The sequence below is a fragment of the Legionella fallonii LLAP-10 genome, from assembly GCF_000953135.1.
Lineage (GTDB): Bacteria > Pseudomonadota > Gammaproteobacteria > Legionellales > Legionellaceae > Legionella > Legionella fallonii.
In genome coordinates this window covers 442,504-460,381 of record NZ_LN614827.1, presented here as the reverse complement: position 1 = coordinate 460,381, position 17,878 = coordinate 442,504, and the positions used below count along the sequence as shown (strand labels likewise).

Below are 17,878 nucleotides of genomic sequence, written 5' to 3'. Positions count from 1 at the left end.
TTCCTAGGAAATATGAAATTCTATCACTTTTTTAGCTTTGAGGTTAAGTTGTGCGCAAAATTCTCATCACCATTTTCATGATAGTACTATCATGCCAGACCTTCGGCCAAGTTCAAGAGTTTACTTTGAATAATGGATTAAAAGTATTGGTTAAAGAAGATCACCGGGCTCCCATAGCAGTATCCATGGTTTGGTATAATGTGGGATCAGCTGATGAACCAGGAGGAATAACCGGAGTATCTCATGCCATTGAACACATGATGTTTAAAGGCACGCCTCAATATCCTCTGGGCGTATTTTCCAAAACTATAGCCGCTCAAGGAGGGCAAGAAAATGCATTTACTAATAACGATTATACTGCCTATTTTGAAAAAATAGCTGCTTCACGTCTAGCTACCAGTTTCGAACTGGAAGCTGATAGAATGAAAAATTTGCTACTGAATGCTGATGAATTTGCTAAAGAAATTAAAGTAATTCAGGAAGAGCGGCGTTTGCGTACCGATAATAATCCCCAAGCGCTAGCTTTCGAACGTTTTTTAGCAACAGCCCATTTGAGTGCTCCTTATAACCACCCGGTAATAGGGTGGATGAGCGATCTAAAACAAATGAGTGTTGAGGATCTTAAGAAATGGTATCAAACTTATTATGCTCCCAATAATGCCACTTTGGTCGTTGTAGGCGATGTTAATCCACAGGAAGTACATTCCCTTGCTGAACGCTATTTTGGTGATATTCCTAGAAAATTTGTTGCCGAACGCAAACTTATTAAAGAACCGCCCACCTTAGGTAAAAAATCAGTCACTATTCATGCTGCAGCTAAATTACCCTTACTCATGATGGGATATACGGTACCTAGCGTAAAAACGGCCCAAAATGCTTGGGAACCTTATGCACTAGAGATTATTGCGGGAATTCTCGATGCTGGAGAAGGTGCACGATTTGCCCAAAATCTTATCAGAGGAAGCCATGTAGCCACTGGCGTAGATGCTTATTACAACCTATATGCCAGATATCAAACTCAATTCATTGTATATGGAACACCCAATCAGAATCATCAGATTAAGGACTTTCGCAAAGCGGTGCTCAATGAACTTGATGACTTAAAAAAGACTCCTATCAAGAACGAAGAGCTACAAAGAGTTAAAAACCAAATCATAGCGCAAAAAACCTTTGAGAAAGATTCCATTTTTGGCCAAGCAATGGAGTTGGGTTTATTAGAAACAGTGGGCATAGGTTGGCAACAAACGAATAACTATACTCAGGCAATTAATGGTGTTACCGCGGAACAAATTCAACAAACAGCACAACGCTATTTCCAAGAAAACAATAGGACTGAGGCAGAATTAATTCCTCTAAGCAATGATAAGGTGAAACAATGAGAATATTCAGTGCATTAATTACTGCGATCATCATAGGCCTCTCTCATCAAACGTTTGCCAATACCTTCAAAACAGAAAAATGGCAAACAGCAAATGGGGTTCATGTGGTTTTTTATCAGGCAATGGAAGTACCTATGCTGGATGTCAGTTTAGCCTTTGCCGCAGGTTCTGCTTATGATGGCAAGCAATATGGTTTAAGTGCATTGACTACCCATATGCTAAATCAAGGCAACGCAGGTAAGGATGCAACAGCGATAGGTCAAGCCCTTGCGGATACAGGCTCTCAATTTGACGCCGAAGTCAGTAGAGATATGGTCATTCTAAACTTAAGAACGCTGACCAAAAAAGATGCGATGAACCAATCTCTAAACACCTTCAGTAAGATAATTAATCATCCTGATTTCCCTGATGAGGCCTTCGAACAAGAAAAAAAACAACAACTCATGGCTATTGAACAAGCTGACGAATCGCCAGATGATGTAGCAAACATCCATTTTTTTAAGGCATTATATCAGCAACACCCATACGCTCATCCAGTCAATGGCACGACTGCTACGGTTGGAACACTCAATAAGCAACAAGTTGTCAATTTTTATAAACAATATTACGTTGCTAGTAATGCCACATTAGTTCTCGTAGGAGCCATAGATAACTCTCAGGCCCATCAAATAGCAGAACAATTAACACAAGAACTGCCTAAAGGACTTCCAGCTGCAACCGTTGCTAAAGCAAATCAGCTAACTAAAGCAGAAAATATACATGTGGAATTCCCTTCCTCTCAAACCGTAGTGCGCTTAGGTCAAATAGGAATAGATCATCAAAATCTCCATTATTTTCCTTTAATGGTGGGTAATTATATTTTGGGTGGCGGCTCGTTAGTTTCAAAATTAGCTATTGAAGTGAGAGAAAAAAGGGGATTAACCTACGGAATATCCAGCCAGTTTACGCCTATGCCTGGCTATGGACCCTTTATCATTAGCCTATCGACAAAAAATAATCAAGCGGCTAATGCCCTTAAAATTGCGACAGATACGTTGCGTCAATTCATTAATGAAGGACCAAATAAACAAGAATTAGACGCGGCCAAGCAATACCTTACTGGTAGTTTCCCTCTTTCATTAGGTAGTAACCGTACTATTGCTAATTTATTATTACGCATGGCTTTTTACCACTTGCCAGATGATTACTTGGATCGTTACATTGCTCATATCAACGCAGTGACTACAGAAGATGTCAAGCAAGCATTTAAGCAACAAGTAAACCCAGATATATTACTTTTAATTACGGTTGGTCGATCTTGAATCACATTATTCGCATCATAGGGGGCTTATACCGGGGTAAAAAATTAAACGTTCCTGATGTAGAAGGTTTAAGACCTACTCCGGATCGAGTTCGCGAGACTCTTTTTAACTGGCTAATGCACGACATTAAAAATGCTCGTTGTCTCGATGCTTTTGCTGGTAGTGGCGCATTGGGATTTGAAGCATTTTCACGAGGAGCGACTAAAGTTGTCTTTGTAGAACAAGCACCAAAGGCTCATGTAAATCTACAAAAAATAATTGCGCAATTTAATAATCCCAAGTTGTCATTGATTAAAACAGACTCTAAAATTTATTTACAACAATGTGACGAACAATTTGATATTATTTTTTTAGACCCACCATTTGCGGGTAATTATATTCCTCAATGCCTCAATGAAATAGTGAACAAAAAGCTTCTATCTCCAGGTGGACTTGTATACACAGAATCGTCTACACAAATCCCTATAGACAACGCTCAGTGGCAACAAATCAAGTTAAAACAGGCGGGGCAAGTGGTATATGGTCTTCTGGAAAAAATCTAATAAAAAAGTTTTTCTCTCACTATTTTAACAATATCTTGACAAGGAGCCTTGCTCCTGTTTCAATCGAACGTATACTTATTATACTTTAAAAAGAACATTGCATGAGCAACAAGATTGTCATAATGTTTATTGTTTCAGCACTACTTTCAAGTTGTGGAACCACTTTTAAAAAACCACCAATTAACAACCCTAGTGATGATGCAACAATAAAACTAGCTGAGGCGGCTGTTTCTGTGAGTGATTCTATGCTGGAGATGGCTCGTGTTGAAAAAGTAATAATACCTCCGCATAAAGACAATACCCTTACCATTCCCAATGCTTATAATCTGCAAGCACGCGCCAGTGTTGACTGGTCCGGACCAATAGAAGAGTTAACAGCCCGTATTGCGAAAGCATCACATTTTAAAATGCGTGTAATAGGCCAATCCCCTTCTCTGCCTATTTTAATTAGTCTAAATATAAAAGACGAAAGTTTGGCAGAAATTCTCCGTAACATTGACTACCAAGCCGGTAAAAAAGCCTATATTCACGTGTACCCTAACAGTCAGGTTGTAGAACTACGATATGCAAAAATTTACTCTTAGCTTAGCCGTTATATTATCAGTATTGCTGGTGGCTTGTTCCTCGTCTCGTACCAATATGGGAGATACGGGTTCGTTAAAAGGGATACAAGCGATGGCCAATGGCAAATACATTCGCGCCCAGAAAAAACAAAAAATGAGTAAAATTCGTGAAATGGCGCTAAAAGAAACGGCTTTAAGTCTTGGGGCTCAATCCGGATTGGCGTGGCGTGCCAAACAAATAGACCAGTCGCTGACTAGACAATCTAGAAAACTAGATACCATCTTTGATTTTAATTCCCTAGTACTCGAACACAATATCCTACCTCCAGTATTACTCGAAGGTAGAAATACTTTGAATCTTGCTGATGCACAAAATATACGTATTTCAGATCGTACTTATAAAGTAGCGAAACAAGCACGTTTTATAACAGCTCCCCCCACCTGGCGCCAATATTTGTGGATGGATTACCAAAAACCCGAAGCGCCTAATGTATTCCTGCTCCCCAAAACTAAAGCAGAAAGGCAGTTATGGTGTATTTATACAACTAAAGGGTGGAAAAATGGCATAACTCAAGCCAATACCATTTTGGAAGAAAGTATCGCCCGCATTAAAGAAGATTTTGGTGGTATGATTCTTTATAGAAAACTCCTTGCTATGAACATTGTTTCGCCCCCTTATGTTTCCCATACCGACTTAGGAGTTACTGGAGATGGTTCTGAAATTCATATCGATGATCGAGTATTGAGAATTACTGCTCTACCTATATTGAATGTTAACAGTAATGAATGGAAAGCTGCTGTCGCAAAAGATGAGAATGCTCTAGAACAATTTAAAAACATGGAAAAAATTGCTAAGCAGTCTAGAATTATAATAACTAATAAATCTTGGCAGCCTGTTATTGCCCCTGTGAACTGATAATTAAGACTGGTAATAAGTATGAGCCATATTAATTTCATGCCTGATGAACCAACCCGTTTTACTCCTGTTTTTATGGACAGAATGTTGGAGCATTCCGAAAGTTTAAATGCATCAGACATCACCATACAAACGGGTGAACCCATTTTTGCAGAAGTTTATGGAAAGCTAATCAAAATTACTAATCGCCGCCTTTCAAATACTGAATTGGGCGATTTAATTAATGCAATTTATGGCCCCAATGCGACTACTCAGCTTCTTTCTGGTAAAGATATAGATACACATTATGAATTCCGTCCTAATAGAGGGGTTCGTTACCGCTATAGAGTAAATGCAACGGCCTGCTTGGTTGAAGGTCACGATTCAATTCAGATTACCTTAAGAACCATTCCGACGACACCGCCTAAATTAAGTACAATGAACTTGCCAGATAATATTCTTGAGGCTATAGCCCCTCAGGAAGGCATTGTATTTATTACCGGCGCCACGGGTTCAGGTAAATCAACGTTGCTAGCCTCAATTATTCGTGAACTCATAGAAACCGAAGACTCTAATAGAAAAGTACTTACTTACGAATCACCAATAGAATTCGTTTATGATGAAATTGATACCATTTCTGCCGTAGTTAGCCAATCCGAGATCCCGCGTCATTTACCCAGCTTTGCGGATGGCGTGAGAAACGCTTTAAGACGGAAACCGCGCTTAATTATGGTGGGTGAGTGTCGAGATGCAGAAACAATCAGTGCCGCGCTTGAAGCGGCCCTAACAGGGCATCCTGTATATACTACATTACATACCTCTGGCGTAGCCGAAACCATGCGTCGTCTCGTAACTTCGTTTGCCGGTGAAGAACGCCTTGGTAGAACTATAGATATTCTCGAAACAATTAGATTATGTATTTGGCAAAAATTGGTTCCAACGGTTGATGAACGACGAGTTGCTTTAAGAGAATATTTGGTCTTTGATGAGGAAGTAAGGGATACATTATTAGAAGGCGATCCGAATGATGTTACGTCAGCCACACGTAAATTAGTAAAGAAAAGAGGGCAATTAATGACTGTAGATGCACGAATGAAGTTTGAGCAAGGGATTATTAGTGAGCGTGTGTATAAATTAATTATCGCTGGTACTAAAGAGTATCAACGAGAGTAGCGCTACTCTTTGCTCCGCTACTCCTCCCATTGGCACTAATCTCGTAATTGCTCACGTAGTGACGTCAACTTAAGGTGTATAACCCGGATTTGACGAAGTCGTAATACGGCCTAAGTTATAAACGCTTAACTTGACTCCATTAATTGAACGACTCCCTTGTCTCTATAACAAGCCCGAATCACGGTTTCACAATAAAATAAAAACTTATTAATTTTATTAGGCTATAATATTCATAGAGTCTCAATAGACGAGCTCTTGTAGTCATGTTGCATGTATAGAACTAATCTACATAGAGAGGTTCACTTGAATAAAATTCTTCAAGCCTATTATGAAAGCGCTTTGACGTTAAAATTGCCGGTTACTTATGTAAATGAGATTAACAGCTTACACATTTGTTTCGGCAAAGAAAACTATTATTTACTTCGAGGAATTACCCATCTAAACAATGCATCCAGTATTTTTATTGCGAATAATAAGCACGCCACCAAGTTGTTATTTGAACAGGAAGGTATTTCAGTTCCTAAGGCTGTAACAATTAATAAGAGAAAACTGCAAAAATACTCTTTATCGAATTTAATAAAAAAATTACGTTTCCCCTTGGTAATAAAACCTATGCTCAATAGTCACAGTGGTATGGATGTTGTATGCAACATCAAAACCTATGATGATTTGTCATTCCAGTTGGAAAAAGCGTTACAAACATCCTCCGATATTCTTGTTGAAGAGTATCATGAAGGACTAAAAGAATACCGTGTATTGTTGCTAAAAAATCGTATTATCGGGGTTGTTGAACGCTTTGCTCCAATCATAGAAGGGGATGGCCAACTCACTATTGAGCAACTGATGACACAAAATGAGGAGTTTCCTCAAATAAATGATGACTGCCAAAACTGTCTTACAGATCAAGGGCTCTCACTAGACAGTATCCCGCATAAAGGGCAAGTTGTAAGGGTACGGTATGCAGTAAATCGTGCCCTTGGAGGACAGGTAGCCTTTGTCAACAAGAAAATTAATAGAGAAAACGCAAAGTACATACGAAAAGCAGCACAAATCACTGGACTGGACTTGGTTGGTCTTGATCTAATGTGCGAGCATATTAATCATCCCTTCAGCAAAACCAAATGGTTTATTCTGGAAGCCAACTTTCCTCCAGACATTACTCTACACGAATTACCAGACGATGGAAAAGGAATTAAGATTGGCAAAAAAGTACTAATACAACTCATTTTACGCCATCCTTTTGCCTATCTATATCACCGATTAAAGAACATTATGTCACCAACTCGAGGTGATTCCAATGGATAGAAATGTTAAATTATTTCATCAAGGGGCCATGGACTTACACTTACCCTGCACCTATATTCCAGAACTTGGGTATCTAAGAGTCGAGCTTGGAAGAAAACACTATTATTTTGTATATTCTATTTCGCCTATGAATCAAGGCGCTAGCGTATATCTTTCCAAGCATAAATATGCATTAAATAAATTACTGCAACGGGCTGGATTTCCCGTACCCAAAGCTACCGCCTTTAACAAAGAGAGATGGTCACAAAAACCATTAGATCAATTAGTAAAACACCTTAATTTTCCATTAGTTGCAAAACCAATGATGAATACCGTACGAGGTAAGGATGTATTGTGTAATATCCAAGATCTGGAAATGCTGTCTACCTACCTAAGTACCTTTTTCGACAAGTACAAGTATGTGCAAATAGAAGAGTTTCATACTAATTTGAAAGAATATCGTGTGCTGATTTTAAAAAACCGTGTTATTGGAGTACTAGAACGAACAGCAGCTCATCTCGTAGGAGATGGAATACATAATGTTGAAGAATTAATCGAGATAAGAAATGCGGAAAGAATTCGTTTGAGTAAAGAGCTAACCATTTCTCCATTAAAATTTGATATAGAGCATCAAAATTGCCTGAAAGAACAAGGATTATCTCTGCAAAGCATTATACCCGAAGGGCATAAAATTCGACTAGGCTATACAGTTAATACAGGGCGCGATGGAGATATATTTTCACTTGGAAAAAAAATACACCCTACCAATGCGAAACACTTATGCCAAGCGGCTCAAGTCATCGGATTAAATTACGTTGGTTTTGATGTGCTATGTGAAAATATCAATGTTCCTTTTAGACCCAATAGATGGATCATCATTGAGGCAAATTATTGTGCTGATACCACTCTTCATGAAATCCCAAATCAAGGAATACGAGCTGTTGTTACTAAAAAAATATTAAAGCAGTTAATTTATCGTCATCCCTTGTCTTACTTTTATCATCTGTGCCTTCGTAGTCGTCTATCTATTTATTTTAAATCAGGAATGATGACTTTACTTGTCTTGAGCCTAATTATCTCAAGTTTCATACGCTAGTAAATTACTCACAATTCACTATTATTATAAGGCAAACAATATAGGTGATAGCTTATCAATGATAGATAAGTCATGCTCTTTCATAAAAAAAACATCAACCTCTCATTACGTTGATGTTGCTCTGCAACGTAACAGCAGCAACCTCTGGGGCATAAAGTAGTTACCGTGTATCATCAAGACACTCCCCTGAGCAAAGAAAAAACATACACTATTGCAACCACTGATTTTTTTGCAAGTGGTAGTGGCGTTTTTTCGGTAATGAAAAAAGCAAAAATAACTAAGATAGGTGAGACAGATCATGCTACAGTGCTACAATATATTAAACAGCTACCACAACCAGTTACTGTTTCTATAGAAGGACGCATAAAGAAAGAGATACGTTACAAAAGTATTGCTGATTCATATCCTCCTCCTTGAATTAATAAATTAACCAACTCGAGCAATGAGACCCCTAAAGTGAGTGATTTACAAATACCAAGACGGGTAAGTAGATACCTTATAATGACCTTAAATAAAAAAGGTCCGTGTACCACTTATATTGATAAATATGCCCAGGAATTTATCCAATATGCCAGCCAACAAACAGCCCCTGTATTAGAGCTTGGTGCTGCTTATGGTTTTGTATCTATTGCAGCGTTAAACGAAGGGGCGACTGTTATCGCCAATGACCTTGAACCAAGGCATCTCGACATTTTATACAATCAGACGCCACCTGAGTATCGTAGTCGCCTGACATTACTTCCTGGAGAGTTTCCACAAGGAGTGGACTTAGAAGCACAAAGCATTGCTGGATGCTATATTGCTCATATGCTAGGCTATTTAGCCCCCTCCGCTCTGCAAATTGGCTTTGAGAAATTATTTACTTGGTTAAAAAACGACGCAAAATTATTTATTATTACGTCGACTCCTTATAAAGGAATTTCTAAGAAAATTATTCCTTTATATGAACAAAGAATACGTGAAGGGCACGAATGGCCTGGTTATTTTACTGATTTAAAAAACTTAATTGGTGAAAAAATGCCAAATACACTTCATTTTTTTGATGAGAAAATTTTAACCAGAGAGCTAGAACATGCGGGCTTTATCATAGAGCAAATAGAGTCGTATGCGCGATTAGATTTGCCCTCAAAAGCACTCTGGGATAGTAGGGAAGGTCTTATGGCTATCGCAAGAAAACCATAATAGATCATTCATTATTGAGAATACAAAATTATGAATAAAAATGCGGAACAATACTACCAAAGCGCGCTAGATTTATGCTTAGCTGTAACACCAATCCCCGAAATCGATGGATTTGACTTATATCTAGGGAAAACACGATATTTTTGCCGGGGAGTTGTTAATTGCTTTAATGATCATTGCAGTGTCAGTATTGCACGCAATAAATATTGCTCAAACAAGCTGCTTGAAAATGCAGGATTCCCTGTTCCTAAAGCCATAGCAATTAGCAAAACAGATTTTGAGGAGGGAAACTTAGAGGAATACTTAGTTGATTTGAAGTTTCCATTGGTGATAAAGCCTACTCAAGATGGTCGCCGAGGCAGGGATGTCTTATGCAATATACAATCGGTGGAGGAGTTAAAACGGCATTTAACGTCTCAATTTCTGACCGAGGAATTTATTTCTATTGAAGAGTTTCACGGTAATTTAAAATCATATCGAGTATTAATATTTAAAAATAAATTATTAGGTGTGGTACGGCGTTACCCAGCCCATGTGGTAGGAGATGGTCAGCATAACATTCAAGAACTTATTGACTTGAGCAACATCAAACGACAGAAAATTAGTGACATGCTTGCTCCTATTGTTGTTGATGATGAAGTACAAATCCGCTTAAAAGAACTGGGATTAACGCTTAACTCTATTCCTTATAAAGGTGAATCAGTCACCCTATGTTATGTATGTAACACTTCACGTGGCGGTACTTATGAACCTTTGGGTAAAAATATCTGCAAGGAAAATAAACGTATGCTTATTCGGGCTGCCCATACTTTAAATTTAAACTTGGTAGGATTTGATATTGAGTGCGCCGATATCAATCGTCCTATAGAAACTACTGCGGGAGTAATTATTGAAGCTAATGCCAATCCTAGCGTCAGAATTCATGAACTGGCGATTACTGGTGGAATTCCTCATGGTGTTACAAAAACAATTCTCCGTGCGCTGATTTACCGCCACCCCCTATCTTATCTATGGGGACTTTATAAAAATAAACGTACCGCCTTTTATATCCGCAGTCTGATGCTAATAATCGTTGCAACACTCTGCGCCATACTAATAGGCATCGCTACTTAATAATTGTGATAAGATAAATAATTATAGAACCGAAGAGAGAATGCATCATTGATAGAAATGCCACTCAATATTATAAAAGCGGCCAAAAGCTACTCTTGCCAGTAAAGTCTTTAGAAGAGATTGATGGTTTTGAGCTAAAATTAGGCTCTCATTACTATCTTTTTAAGGGTTGCGAAACCCCATTTAATAAGCTCAGTAGCTCAAACATAGCCGCGGATAAATATTGCACGAATAAATTATTAGAGCGTGCGGAAATCCCCGTGCCTAGTGCTGTTGCCATTCATGTAGACGAGTTTAATCAAAATCTAACTGAGGAAATAATAGCCGAACTAAAATTCCCCTTGGTTATTAAACCCTTACTTAATGGCGCTCAGGGAAAAGATGTGTTATGCAACATTCAAACCCTGGAAGAACTATTAATCCATCTGGAGAAATTATTTGCATCCTATGATTATTTAATGATCGAAGAATTTCACGGAAAACTAAAATCGTATCGCGTATTAGTTTTTAATAGAAAAGTCGTAGGAGTGGTTATACGTCATCCCGCTAGCATCATCGGGGATGGTAAACACACTATTGAAGAGCTAATCGCTTTAACCAATATTGCTCGCAAAAAAACCAATGATTTTCTGGGACCAATTATCGTAGATGATGAATGCCTAATCAGGTTAAAGGAATTAGGTATAGGAGTTAATTATATTCCCTCCATTGGTAAACGAATTGTACTATGTTACACCAGTAATGCCACCCGAGGAGGTACCTATGAAGCCTTGGGCAAACAAATTTGCAAAGAAAATCGTAAACTAATGATTCATGTGGCCAGGGTATTAGATTTAGGGCTTGCTGGTATTGATGTGGAATGTGCCGACATCAATACGCCTATAGAGGGTTCTAATGGCGTTATAATCGAAGTAAATCACCGCCCAAGTATCCGTATTCACGAGTTCCCTATCAGCGGTACCCCTCACCTGGTTACGAAACAAATCATGCGCTCTTTTATTTTTCGCCATCCTGTTGCGTATTTATGCTCGCTTTATTCCAATAAACACGTGGCTTTTTATATCCGATTATTCATTTTAATTTCTATTATAGGGCTAATTTATTTTTTTACTTAAGAACTATACCTGGATGCTTTTACTGAAATTAAATGCTACAATTTTGATATTGTAACGCATTAATTATACAATATTATTACACATGAATCATTTTTTTAGAGCTCTTAATCCTTTCTCCAAATCGTCTGGTATTTCCTATCGTACGAAGCCGCTTTTGCATATTTTAATGCCGGAAGAAATGCCCGATTTATTATCTCATGAAATTATTGAGTTAAAATGGAGTGAGGATTTATCCTGGTATGAAACAATCGATGCAACATACTTATGCATAGTAGGTGATCATTATGATCATCCTTCGGTAGCCCCTCAAAAAAATATTTTTGAACAAGTAATGACCGCTTTTTTCCGCCCCTATCTCATTCCTGTGATGATTGGTTCTGAAGTCTATGCTGTATATAATCGAAAAACAGGGATCAAAGGTATTTTAGATTATTTAATTTTCCCTTTACTAGCACGTAAGTTAATCGCAGATACCTGGTCAGAGGAGAGAAAAAACACGCCCATTATTAATGCATTAGCATGGGCGGTTGCTATCCCTCTTGAAGTAGCAAGACACTCAATAGCATTAGCATTAACGATTGCTGTCTCTCCTCTAGTGATACTGGTTCATCTATTGAGAAATTTAATTAATACACTATCAGGTCTATCGCTGCAAAATGATACACCTGATAATACGTCAGTAGGTTACATTGATTAGACCTATTTTTTTAAGCCATAACCCGTTTTAAAAATCCAGCTGATGAGGCAAAGACAGATGGCAGTGAAGGTCAAAATCATGATAACGCTGGTAGCAAGACTAACATCGCTATGTTCGTAAAAACTCCAGCGGAAACCGCTCACGAGGTAGACCACAGGATTCAGCAGTGAAAACTGATGCCAGAAAGGTGGCAGCATATTAATGGAATAAAAACTGCCTCCGAGGAAAGTCAGTGGCGTAATGATGAGTAGTGGAATAAGCTGTAATTTTTCAAAACCATCAGCCCAGATGCCAATAATGAAGCCCAGCAAACTAAACGTCACACTGGTCATGATCAGAAAAAATGTCATCCAAAGCGGATGAGCGATGTGCAAGGGTACAAAAAGCCAGGCCGTTGAGAGAACAATTGTACCAATGAGCACTGATTTGGTAGTAGCAGCCCCCACATAGCCCAGTACAACTTCAACAAAGGACATCGGCGCAGAGAGGACTTCATAAATCGTTCCAGTAAAGCGCGGAAAATAAATGCCGAAGGAAGCATTTGACACACTTTCGCCAAGCACTGTAAGCATGATCAGTCCAGGGACAATGAATGCCCCATAGGGTACGCCGTCAATGGATTGCATGCGCGAGCCGATGGCCGAGCCGAACACTATAAAATAGAGTACAGTGGAAATAACCGGAGATGCAATACTTTGCCCCAGCGTACGCAAAGTTCGCCCCATTTCAAAGGCATAAATTGCTCGGATACCACGAAGGTTCATTTGGCCTCCACCAGTTCAATAAAAATTTCTTCTAAACTGCTTTGACGAGTATAGATATCTTTAGGACGAATACCATTCGACTTTAGATTGTCTAATACGTCTGAGATATCATTCTCAGTTTCAGGATCATAAGTCAAAATCAGTTTACCGCCGTTTTCATCCTGCGCTAGCGTCAAAGGATAACGTCCCAATCCGGCCGGAATGCTAAGTAGTGGTTCGCGCAGCACGAAAATCATCTGACGCTTGCCCATTTTTTCCATGAGAATTTTTTTCTTTTCGGTCAGGATCAGATTACCATTATTGATGATACCAATACGGTCAGACATTTCTTGCGCCTCTTCGAGGTAATGAGTTGTGAGAATAATAGTAACTCCGGTATCACGCAAACTCCGTACCTGCGACCACATTGATTTGCGCAGTTCTACATCAACACCGGCTGTTGGTTCATCGAGAAACAGAATTTCTGGCTCATGCGACAATGCTTTGGCGATCATCACCCTCCTCTTCATCCCCCCCGATAAATGCCGAATTTGCTCATCTTTCTTCTCCCAAAGTGCAAGACGTTTTAGCACATCCTCTATATACGCAGGATTAGCTGCTTTGTTAAATAGCCCCCGACTAAATGTCACCGTGTTCCAAACTGATTCAAACGCATCGGTAGTTAACTCTTGAGGCACTAAGCCGACAGCAGCACGTGCTTCACGATATTGCTTGATGTTATCATAGCCAAATATGGTAATGGTACCACTGCTAAGACGAGATATACCGCATATGGTATTGATCAGCGTAGTTTTACCCGCGCCATTGGGTCCTAATAGCGCAAAAATCTCACCACGTTTAATTTCCAAGTTGATATCACTCAACGCATTAAAGCCATTGCTATAGATTTTGTTGAGTCCTGTGATAGTAATAGCGATACTGTTTTGCATTAAAAGATTTGCCCCTTCATTTTCAAAAATGATCAGTTTTTTGATTACCAAAAATTTATTCCTACCTCTTTTTATTTTGATAGCTTCATCAAATCAAGATCGCATAATTTTCCTAATATGGATACTGCTTATTATTGGCTCCTTGCTTTTATTTATGAACTAGCCAATCCTAACGACCTTTTTACTATTATTTGGTGTTATTCATCAACAAACTTAATGCATTTGTATTAAACTTATAATTATAAACATAAAAATTTAGACACTAAACCTTGTGCCTCATAATTGGTTTTGTTTCAATAAACCTCTTGCATAACTAGCATATTTTGCTTGAGTGCAAAGCATCAGTATTTCGAGGAGCAGAGGGAAGGAGTAACTCAATGACTTCAATTCAACTATTAGATGCCTCATTAAGAGATGGCGGCCATCGAACAAATTTTCATTTTTCAGATCAAGAATTAGAGGGAATCCTATTGCCCCTAGATAAAACCGGCGTGGAGTATATAGAAATTGGCTACCGTAATGGCTCTATCCGCCCAATAGATAATCTGGGAAGGGCAGGATTTTGTTACAAAGACTATCTTCATCTGTGCCGCTCCCTTATTAAAAAAGCTACTATTGCGGTAATGGCTCACCCGAATAACATCGATGAAGCTGACCTTATAGAGTTAAAAGACGCAGGGGTAAGCTTATTAAGAATATGTATTGCTAAAGATGGATTTGCAGAAGCAATACCAGTTATTAAAATAGCAAAGAAACTAAACTTGCAAGTATCTATTAATTTTATTCACATGACTTATTACACTGATGATGAGTTGGATGAAGTGGTAGAGCAAGCGAGTAAATATCAACCGGAGATGATCTATTTCGCTGATTCAAATGGCAGTATACTCCCCCAAAGAATTAAATCTATTTATGGTAAATATATCCCAAACTATCCCATCCCTTTTGGTTTTCATGCCCATGACAATATTGGTTTAGCTCATGCAAATGCTATTGCCGCCATGGATTCAGGTGTAGAACTCATCGATGCCTCCTTGGCCGGAATGGGAAAAGGAACGGGAAATTTAAAGACAGAATTTTTTATTGCCTATTTACATGCCATTCAGATAAAAAAATACAATTTACAGGAAGCATTAACTGCCGCAAACTACGTGCGAGATGCATTGCATATAGGTCATGAGCCCATTGAAATGGATGAGTTTGTCAGGGGAATTTCTGATCTTTCAACAGCCGACCTCAAGATATTTAATCAGAATAAAGAAGAAAAACTATAACCTATCACCTAATAGCACCAACTAAAATATGAGCTTAAAATGCAAAAAAAGAAAATATTGATCCTCCCATCAGATACGCCACATCCCGCTTATATTGACTCTATAATTAGCCCATTGGCTTTTTTAGAAACCGAATACAGTCTTCACCCCATAGACTCATTGTCCATAATGGAAGAACTCTCCAATGAACAATTTTATAGCCATTGGCAAGAAAAGCTTAGCCAATACATTCCTCATTACGATGCATTTTTTGGATTTTCATTTGGTGGGGTTATTCTCCAACAGTGTTTTTCTTTATTTACTCATCTGAATAAACCTCTAATATTATTTTCAGCCCCCAGTTTTGCCGATCAATCTCTAGCCCAAAAACTTGGTGAAGTTATCACTCTGTGTAACGAGTACAAAATTGATGAAGCACTACATAGTCTGTATCAACACGTTTATTATCCTAATGAGATACCTTTGCAAACCCACCAAATCACAGATAAAGAATTGGCAGCAAAACGAATCATTTATGGTTTAACAAGAGTATTAGAAACTGATTCAACGTCCATTATCAAAGAAAATCAAGTGAAGCATCTGCATTTAATTGGCGAATTGTCTCATCTGGTGAATAAAGATAATGTGCTTACCCCTCATCAAGGAACCTTACTTAGTGTCCCTGAAGCTGGAATGAGAATACTAAGAGATAATCTCCCCTTTTGTAAAAAGGTTATTTTGGAGGCATTAAACGGTGCAATCTAAAGAGGTCACAAAAATTGCAGTATTGCCAGGTGATGGTATTGGGATAGAGGTAACCCTTGCAGCAATACCCATCATTGAACAGCTTCGAATCCCCATCAAACTGACTTTGGGTGATATAGGCTGGTCCTATTGGCAAAAAGAAGGTAATCCCATTCCAGAAGGGACATGGCAACTTATTGCAGAATCAGATTCAGTTTTGCTAGGAGCCATAACCAGCAAGCCTCAACGAGAAGCAGCTAAAGAATTAGCGCTTCAATTTCAACAAAGCAATCACCATTATGTATCGCCAATAATCCAACTAAGACAAAAACTAGATTTGTTTGCTAATATTCGTCCTTGTTTTTCCATCAAAGGAAGTGAAAAACCATTTAACTTTTGCATCATTCGTGAAAATACCGAAGGCTTATATTCTGGTTTTGACTATGCTCCTCCACCTACACCTATCTATAATGTTATAACCCAACACCCACGCTGGCAAAAGACCCCAGCCAATGAACTTAGCTGTGCTTTACGTTTACAATCCAAAAATGGATTAGTACGTTTATTTGAGTATGCATTTCACTATGCTCATACCAACCAGATGAATCGCGTAACTTTTGCTGATAAACCCAATGTGCTTCGCCAAAGTGGGGAGTTTGCTAGAGAGTTTTTTGAACACGCATCACGTCAATATCCTCATATTAATGCCGATATTTTAAATGCTGATGCGGTTGCTTTATGGATGATCAGACGCCCAGAAGAATTTGGGGTCATCGTTGCAGAAAATATGTTCGGTGATATTTTATCCGATGTTGGTGCAGGCATCATGGGCGGATTAGGTTTTGCTCCTAGTGCTAATATTGGCCCCCAAGGAAGTTATTTTGAGCCTGTTCATGGTAGTGGACCACGAATGAAATCACAAAGTGCTAACCCTAGTGCTATGTTTTTATCTATAAGCATGCTGCTGGAGCATTTGGGCTATCAGAAAGAGGCACAGAGAATTATCAATGCAGTTATCAAGGTAGCCAATGAAAGGCGCTGGGTTACTTATGATTTAGGAGGAAACGCCACAACCCAAGAGATGGCCAATGCAATTATAGAGCAATGTATTAATTCTGAAGAACCGGTATCCGGAGTTGCGTTATCTTTTGTATTGCCCAAAATAGTCAATCAACCAATGACACGAACATGATAAAACAAATACAGAAATTACATTTATTCAGTACAACTGAAATTTCCGATGCGCTTGATGCCAGTAGAGTTGAGGGAGCCCTATTGAGCATAAAACCCTTATCACCAGGAATGAAAATAATTGGCCCCGCCTATACGATAAAGTATGAGGCGAATAAGGAACAAGCGACAACATTTAAAAATGCAGCCAATTACATCGATGCGATACCCGCAGAATCCGTTATTGTCATTGACAATAACGGACGCAGTGATTGCACTGTTTGGGGCGATATTCTGACTCAAGTAGCAATACGTAATAACATCGCCGGCACCGTCGTTTACGGGGCCGTTCGCGATGTAGCCGCCATTCGTGCGACTCCATATCCCGTATTTAGTACCTCTATTTACATGCGTTCAGGTAAAAATCGTGTCCATAAAATAGAAGAGCAGCACCCTCTATTGATTAATGACGTCACCATTAATCCCGGAGATATTATTTTCGCTGATGATAATGGAGTTTTAGTGATCCCCCTGCACTTGCTTACAGACATTATAAACAAAGCAGAAAACATTCAATTAACAGAAAATAAGATAAAAGAAGCGATAAAATCGGGCTCCTCGCTTGAGCAAGCAAGAAAAGAATACCGTTATGATCAACCCTGGTTAGGAAAAAAATAA

19 protein-coding genes are annotated in these 17,878 nt (G+C 38.8%); 17 read left to right on the top strand and 2 right to left on the bottom strand.

From position 1 onward, the window contains the following. The first annotated feature begins 50 nt into the window (after positions 1-50). The 13 genes from LFA_RS01795 to LFA_RS01735 all read left to right on the top strand — a co-directional run bounded on the left by LFA_RS01795 (position 51) and on the right by LFA_RS01735 (position 12,340). A complete protein-coding gene (locus LFA_RS01795; protein ID WP_045094667.1) occupies positions 51-1,379 on the top strand; it encodes a M16 family metallopeptidase in 1,329 nt (442 codons plus the stop codon). Then, the gene (locus LFA_RS01790) at positions 1,376-2,680 is read left to right on the top strand and encodes a M16 family metallopeptidase (RefSeq protein WP_045094666.1); all 1,305 of its coding nucleotides are present in this window, start codon (positions 1,376-1,378) and stop codon (positions 2,678-2,680) included. The genes LFA_RS01795 and LFA_RS01790 overlap by 4 nt, the downstream gene beginning before the upstream one ends. Beyond that, positions 2,677-3,222 carry a 16S rRNA (guanine(966)-N(2))-methyltransferase RsmD gene (gene rsmD / locus LFA_RS01785; RefSeq protein ID WP_045094665.1) on the top strand — a complete coding sequence of 182 codons (546 nt, stop codon included), beginning with the start codon at positions 2,677-2,679 and terminating at the stop codon, positions 3,220-3,222. The genes LFA_RS01790 and rsmD overlap by 4 nt, the downstream gene beginning before the upstream one ends. Before the next feature lie 101 nt (positions 3,223-3,323). Next, the gene (gene dotD / locus LFA_RS01780; RefSeq protein ID WP_045094664.1) at positions 3,324-3,806 is read left to right on the top strand and encodes a type IVB secretion system lipoprotein DotD; all 483 of its coding nucleotides are present in this window, start codon (positions 3,324-3,326) and stop codon (positions 3,804-3,806) included. Beyond that, entirely contained in the window at positions 3,787-4,701 is a 915-nt protein-coding gene (locus LFA_RS01775; protein ID WP_045094663.1) for a type IV secretion system DotC family protein, read from the top strand. Before dotD ends, LFA_RS01775 begins: the two co-directional genes overlap by 20 nt. Before the next feature lie 39 nt (positions 4,702-4,740). Next, complete coding sequence (gene dotB / locus LFA_RS01770; protein ID WP_045097347.1) at positions 4,741-5,853, top strand: Dot/Icm type IV secretion system ATPase DotB; 1,113 nt, start codon at positions 4,741-4,743, stop codon at positions 5,851-5,853. A 303-nt stretch (positions 5,854-6,156) separates the two neighbouring features. Then, on the top strand, positions 6,157-7,158 hold the full coding sequence (locus tag LFA_RS01765; protein ID WP_172653448.1) for a hypothetical protein: 1,002 nt from the start codon (positions 6,157-6,159) through the stop codon (positions 7,156-7,158). Further along, positions 7,151-8,233, top strand: coding sequence for a hypothetical protein (locus LFA_RS01760; RefSeq protein WP_052673815.1), 1,083 nt, complete (start codon positions 7,151-7,153; stop codon positions 8,231-8,233). The genes LFA_RS01765 and LFA_RS01760 overlap by 8 nt, the downstream gene beginning before the upstream one ends. A 144-nt stretch (positions 8,234-8,377) precedes the next feature. Further along, positions 8,378-8,650, top strand: coding sequence for a 5'-nucleotidase C-terminal domain-containing protein (locus LFA_RS01755; RefSeq protein WP_084602086.1), 273 nt, complete (start codon positions 8,378-8,380; stop codon positions 8,648-8,650). A 39-nt stretch (positions 8,651-8,689) separates the two neighbouring features. Then, positions 8,690-9,415 carry a class I SAM-dependent methyltransferase gene (locus LFA_RS01750; RefSeq protein WP_157010245.1) on the top strand — a complete coding sequence of 242 codons (726 nt, stop codon included), beginning with the start codon at positions 8,690-8,692 and terminating at the stop codon, positions 9,413-9,415. 30 nt (positions 9,416-9,445) lie between these two features. Further along, positions 9,446-10,528 carry a hypothetical protein gene (locus LFA_RS01745; RefSeq protein WP_045094660.1) on the top strand — a complete coding sequence of 361 codons (1,083 nt, stop codon included), beginning with the start codon at positions 9,446-9,448 and terminating at the stop codon, positions 10,526-10,528. 95 nt (positions 10,529-10,623) lie between these two features. Further along, on the top strand, positions 10,624-11,643 hold the full coding sequence (locus LFA_RS01740; protein ID WP_045094659.1) for a UDP-N-acetylmuramyl peptide synthase: 1,020 nt from the start codon (positions 10,624-10,626) through the stop codon (positions 11,641-11,643). Between the two features lie 154 nt (positions 11,644-11,797). Next, on the top strand, positions 11,798-12,340 hold the full coding sequence (locus tag LFA_RS01735) for a hypothetical protein (RefSeq protein WP_157010244.1): 543 nt from the start codon (positions 11,798-11,800) through the stop codon (positions 12,338-12,340). Between the two features lie 2 nt (positions 12,341-12,342). Here the strand turns inward: LFA_RS01735 and LFA_RS01730 are convergent, their stop codons facing one another. Together LFA_RS01730 and LFA_RS01725 are read right to left on the bottom strand one after the other, a co-directional pair. Continuing rightward, entirely contained in the window at positions 12,343-13,104 is a 762-nt protein-coding gene (locus LFA_RS01730; protein WP_045094657.1) for an ABC transporter permease, read from the bottom strand. Next, the gene (locus tag LFA_RS01725; protein ID WP_197541199.1) at positions 13,101-14,084 is read right to left on the bottom strand and encodes an ABC transporter ATP-binding protein; all 984 of its coding nucleotides are present in this window, start codon (positions 14,082-14,084) and stop codon (positions 13,101-13,103) included. Before LFA_RS01725 ends, LFA_RS01730 begins: the two co-directional genes overlap by 4 nt. A 326-nt stretch (positions 14,085-14,410) precedes the next feature. On the opposite strand from LFA_RS01725, the gene LFA_RS01720 reads away from it, so the two are divergent. The 4 genes from LFA_RS01720 to LFA_RS20575 are packed head-to-tail and all read left to right on the top strand — an operon-like array spanning position 14,411 to position 17,878. Further along, positions 14,411-15,307, top strand: coding sequence for a beta/alpha barrel domain-containing protein (locus LFA_RS01720; protein ID WP_045094656.1), 897 nt, complete (start codon positions 14,411-14,413; stop codon positions 15,305-15,307). Between the two features lie 39 nt (positions 15,308-15,346). Next, positions 15,347-16,051, top strand: a complete 705-nt coding sequence (locus tag LFA_RS01715; protein ID WP_045094655.1) for a hypothetical protein — start codon at positions 15,347-15,349, stop codon at positions 16,049-16,051. Continuing rightward, a complete protein-coding gene (locus LFA_RS20580) occupies positions 16,041-17,222 on the top strand; it encodes an isocitrate/isopropylmalate dehydrogenase family protein (protein WP_065814354.1) in 1,182 nt (393 codons plus the stop codon). The genes LFA_RS01715 and LFA_RS20580 overlap by 11 nt, the downstream gene beginning before the upstream one ends. Beyond that, complete coding sequence (locus LFA_RS20575; protein ID WP_045094654.1) at positions 17,219-17,878, top strand: RraA family protein; 660 nt, start codon at positions 17,219-17,221, stop codon at positions 17,876-17,878. The genes LFA_RS20580 and LFA_RS20575 overlap by 4 nt, the downstream gene beginning before the upstream one ends.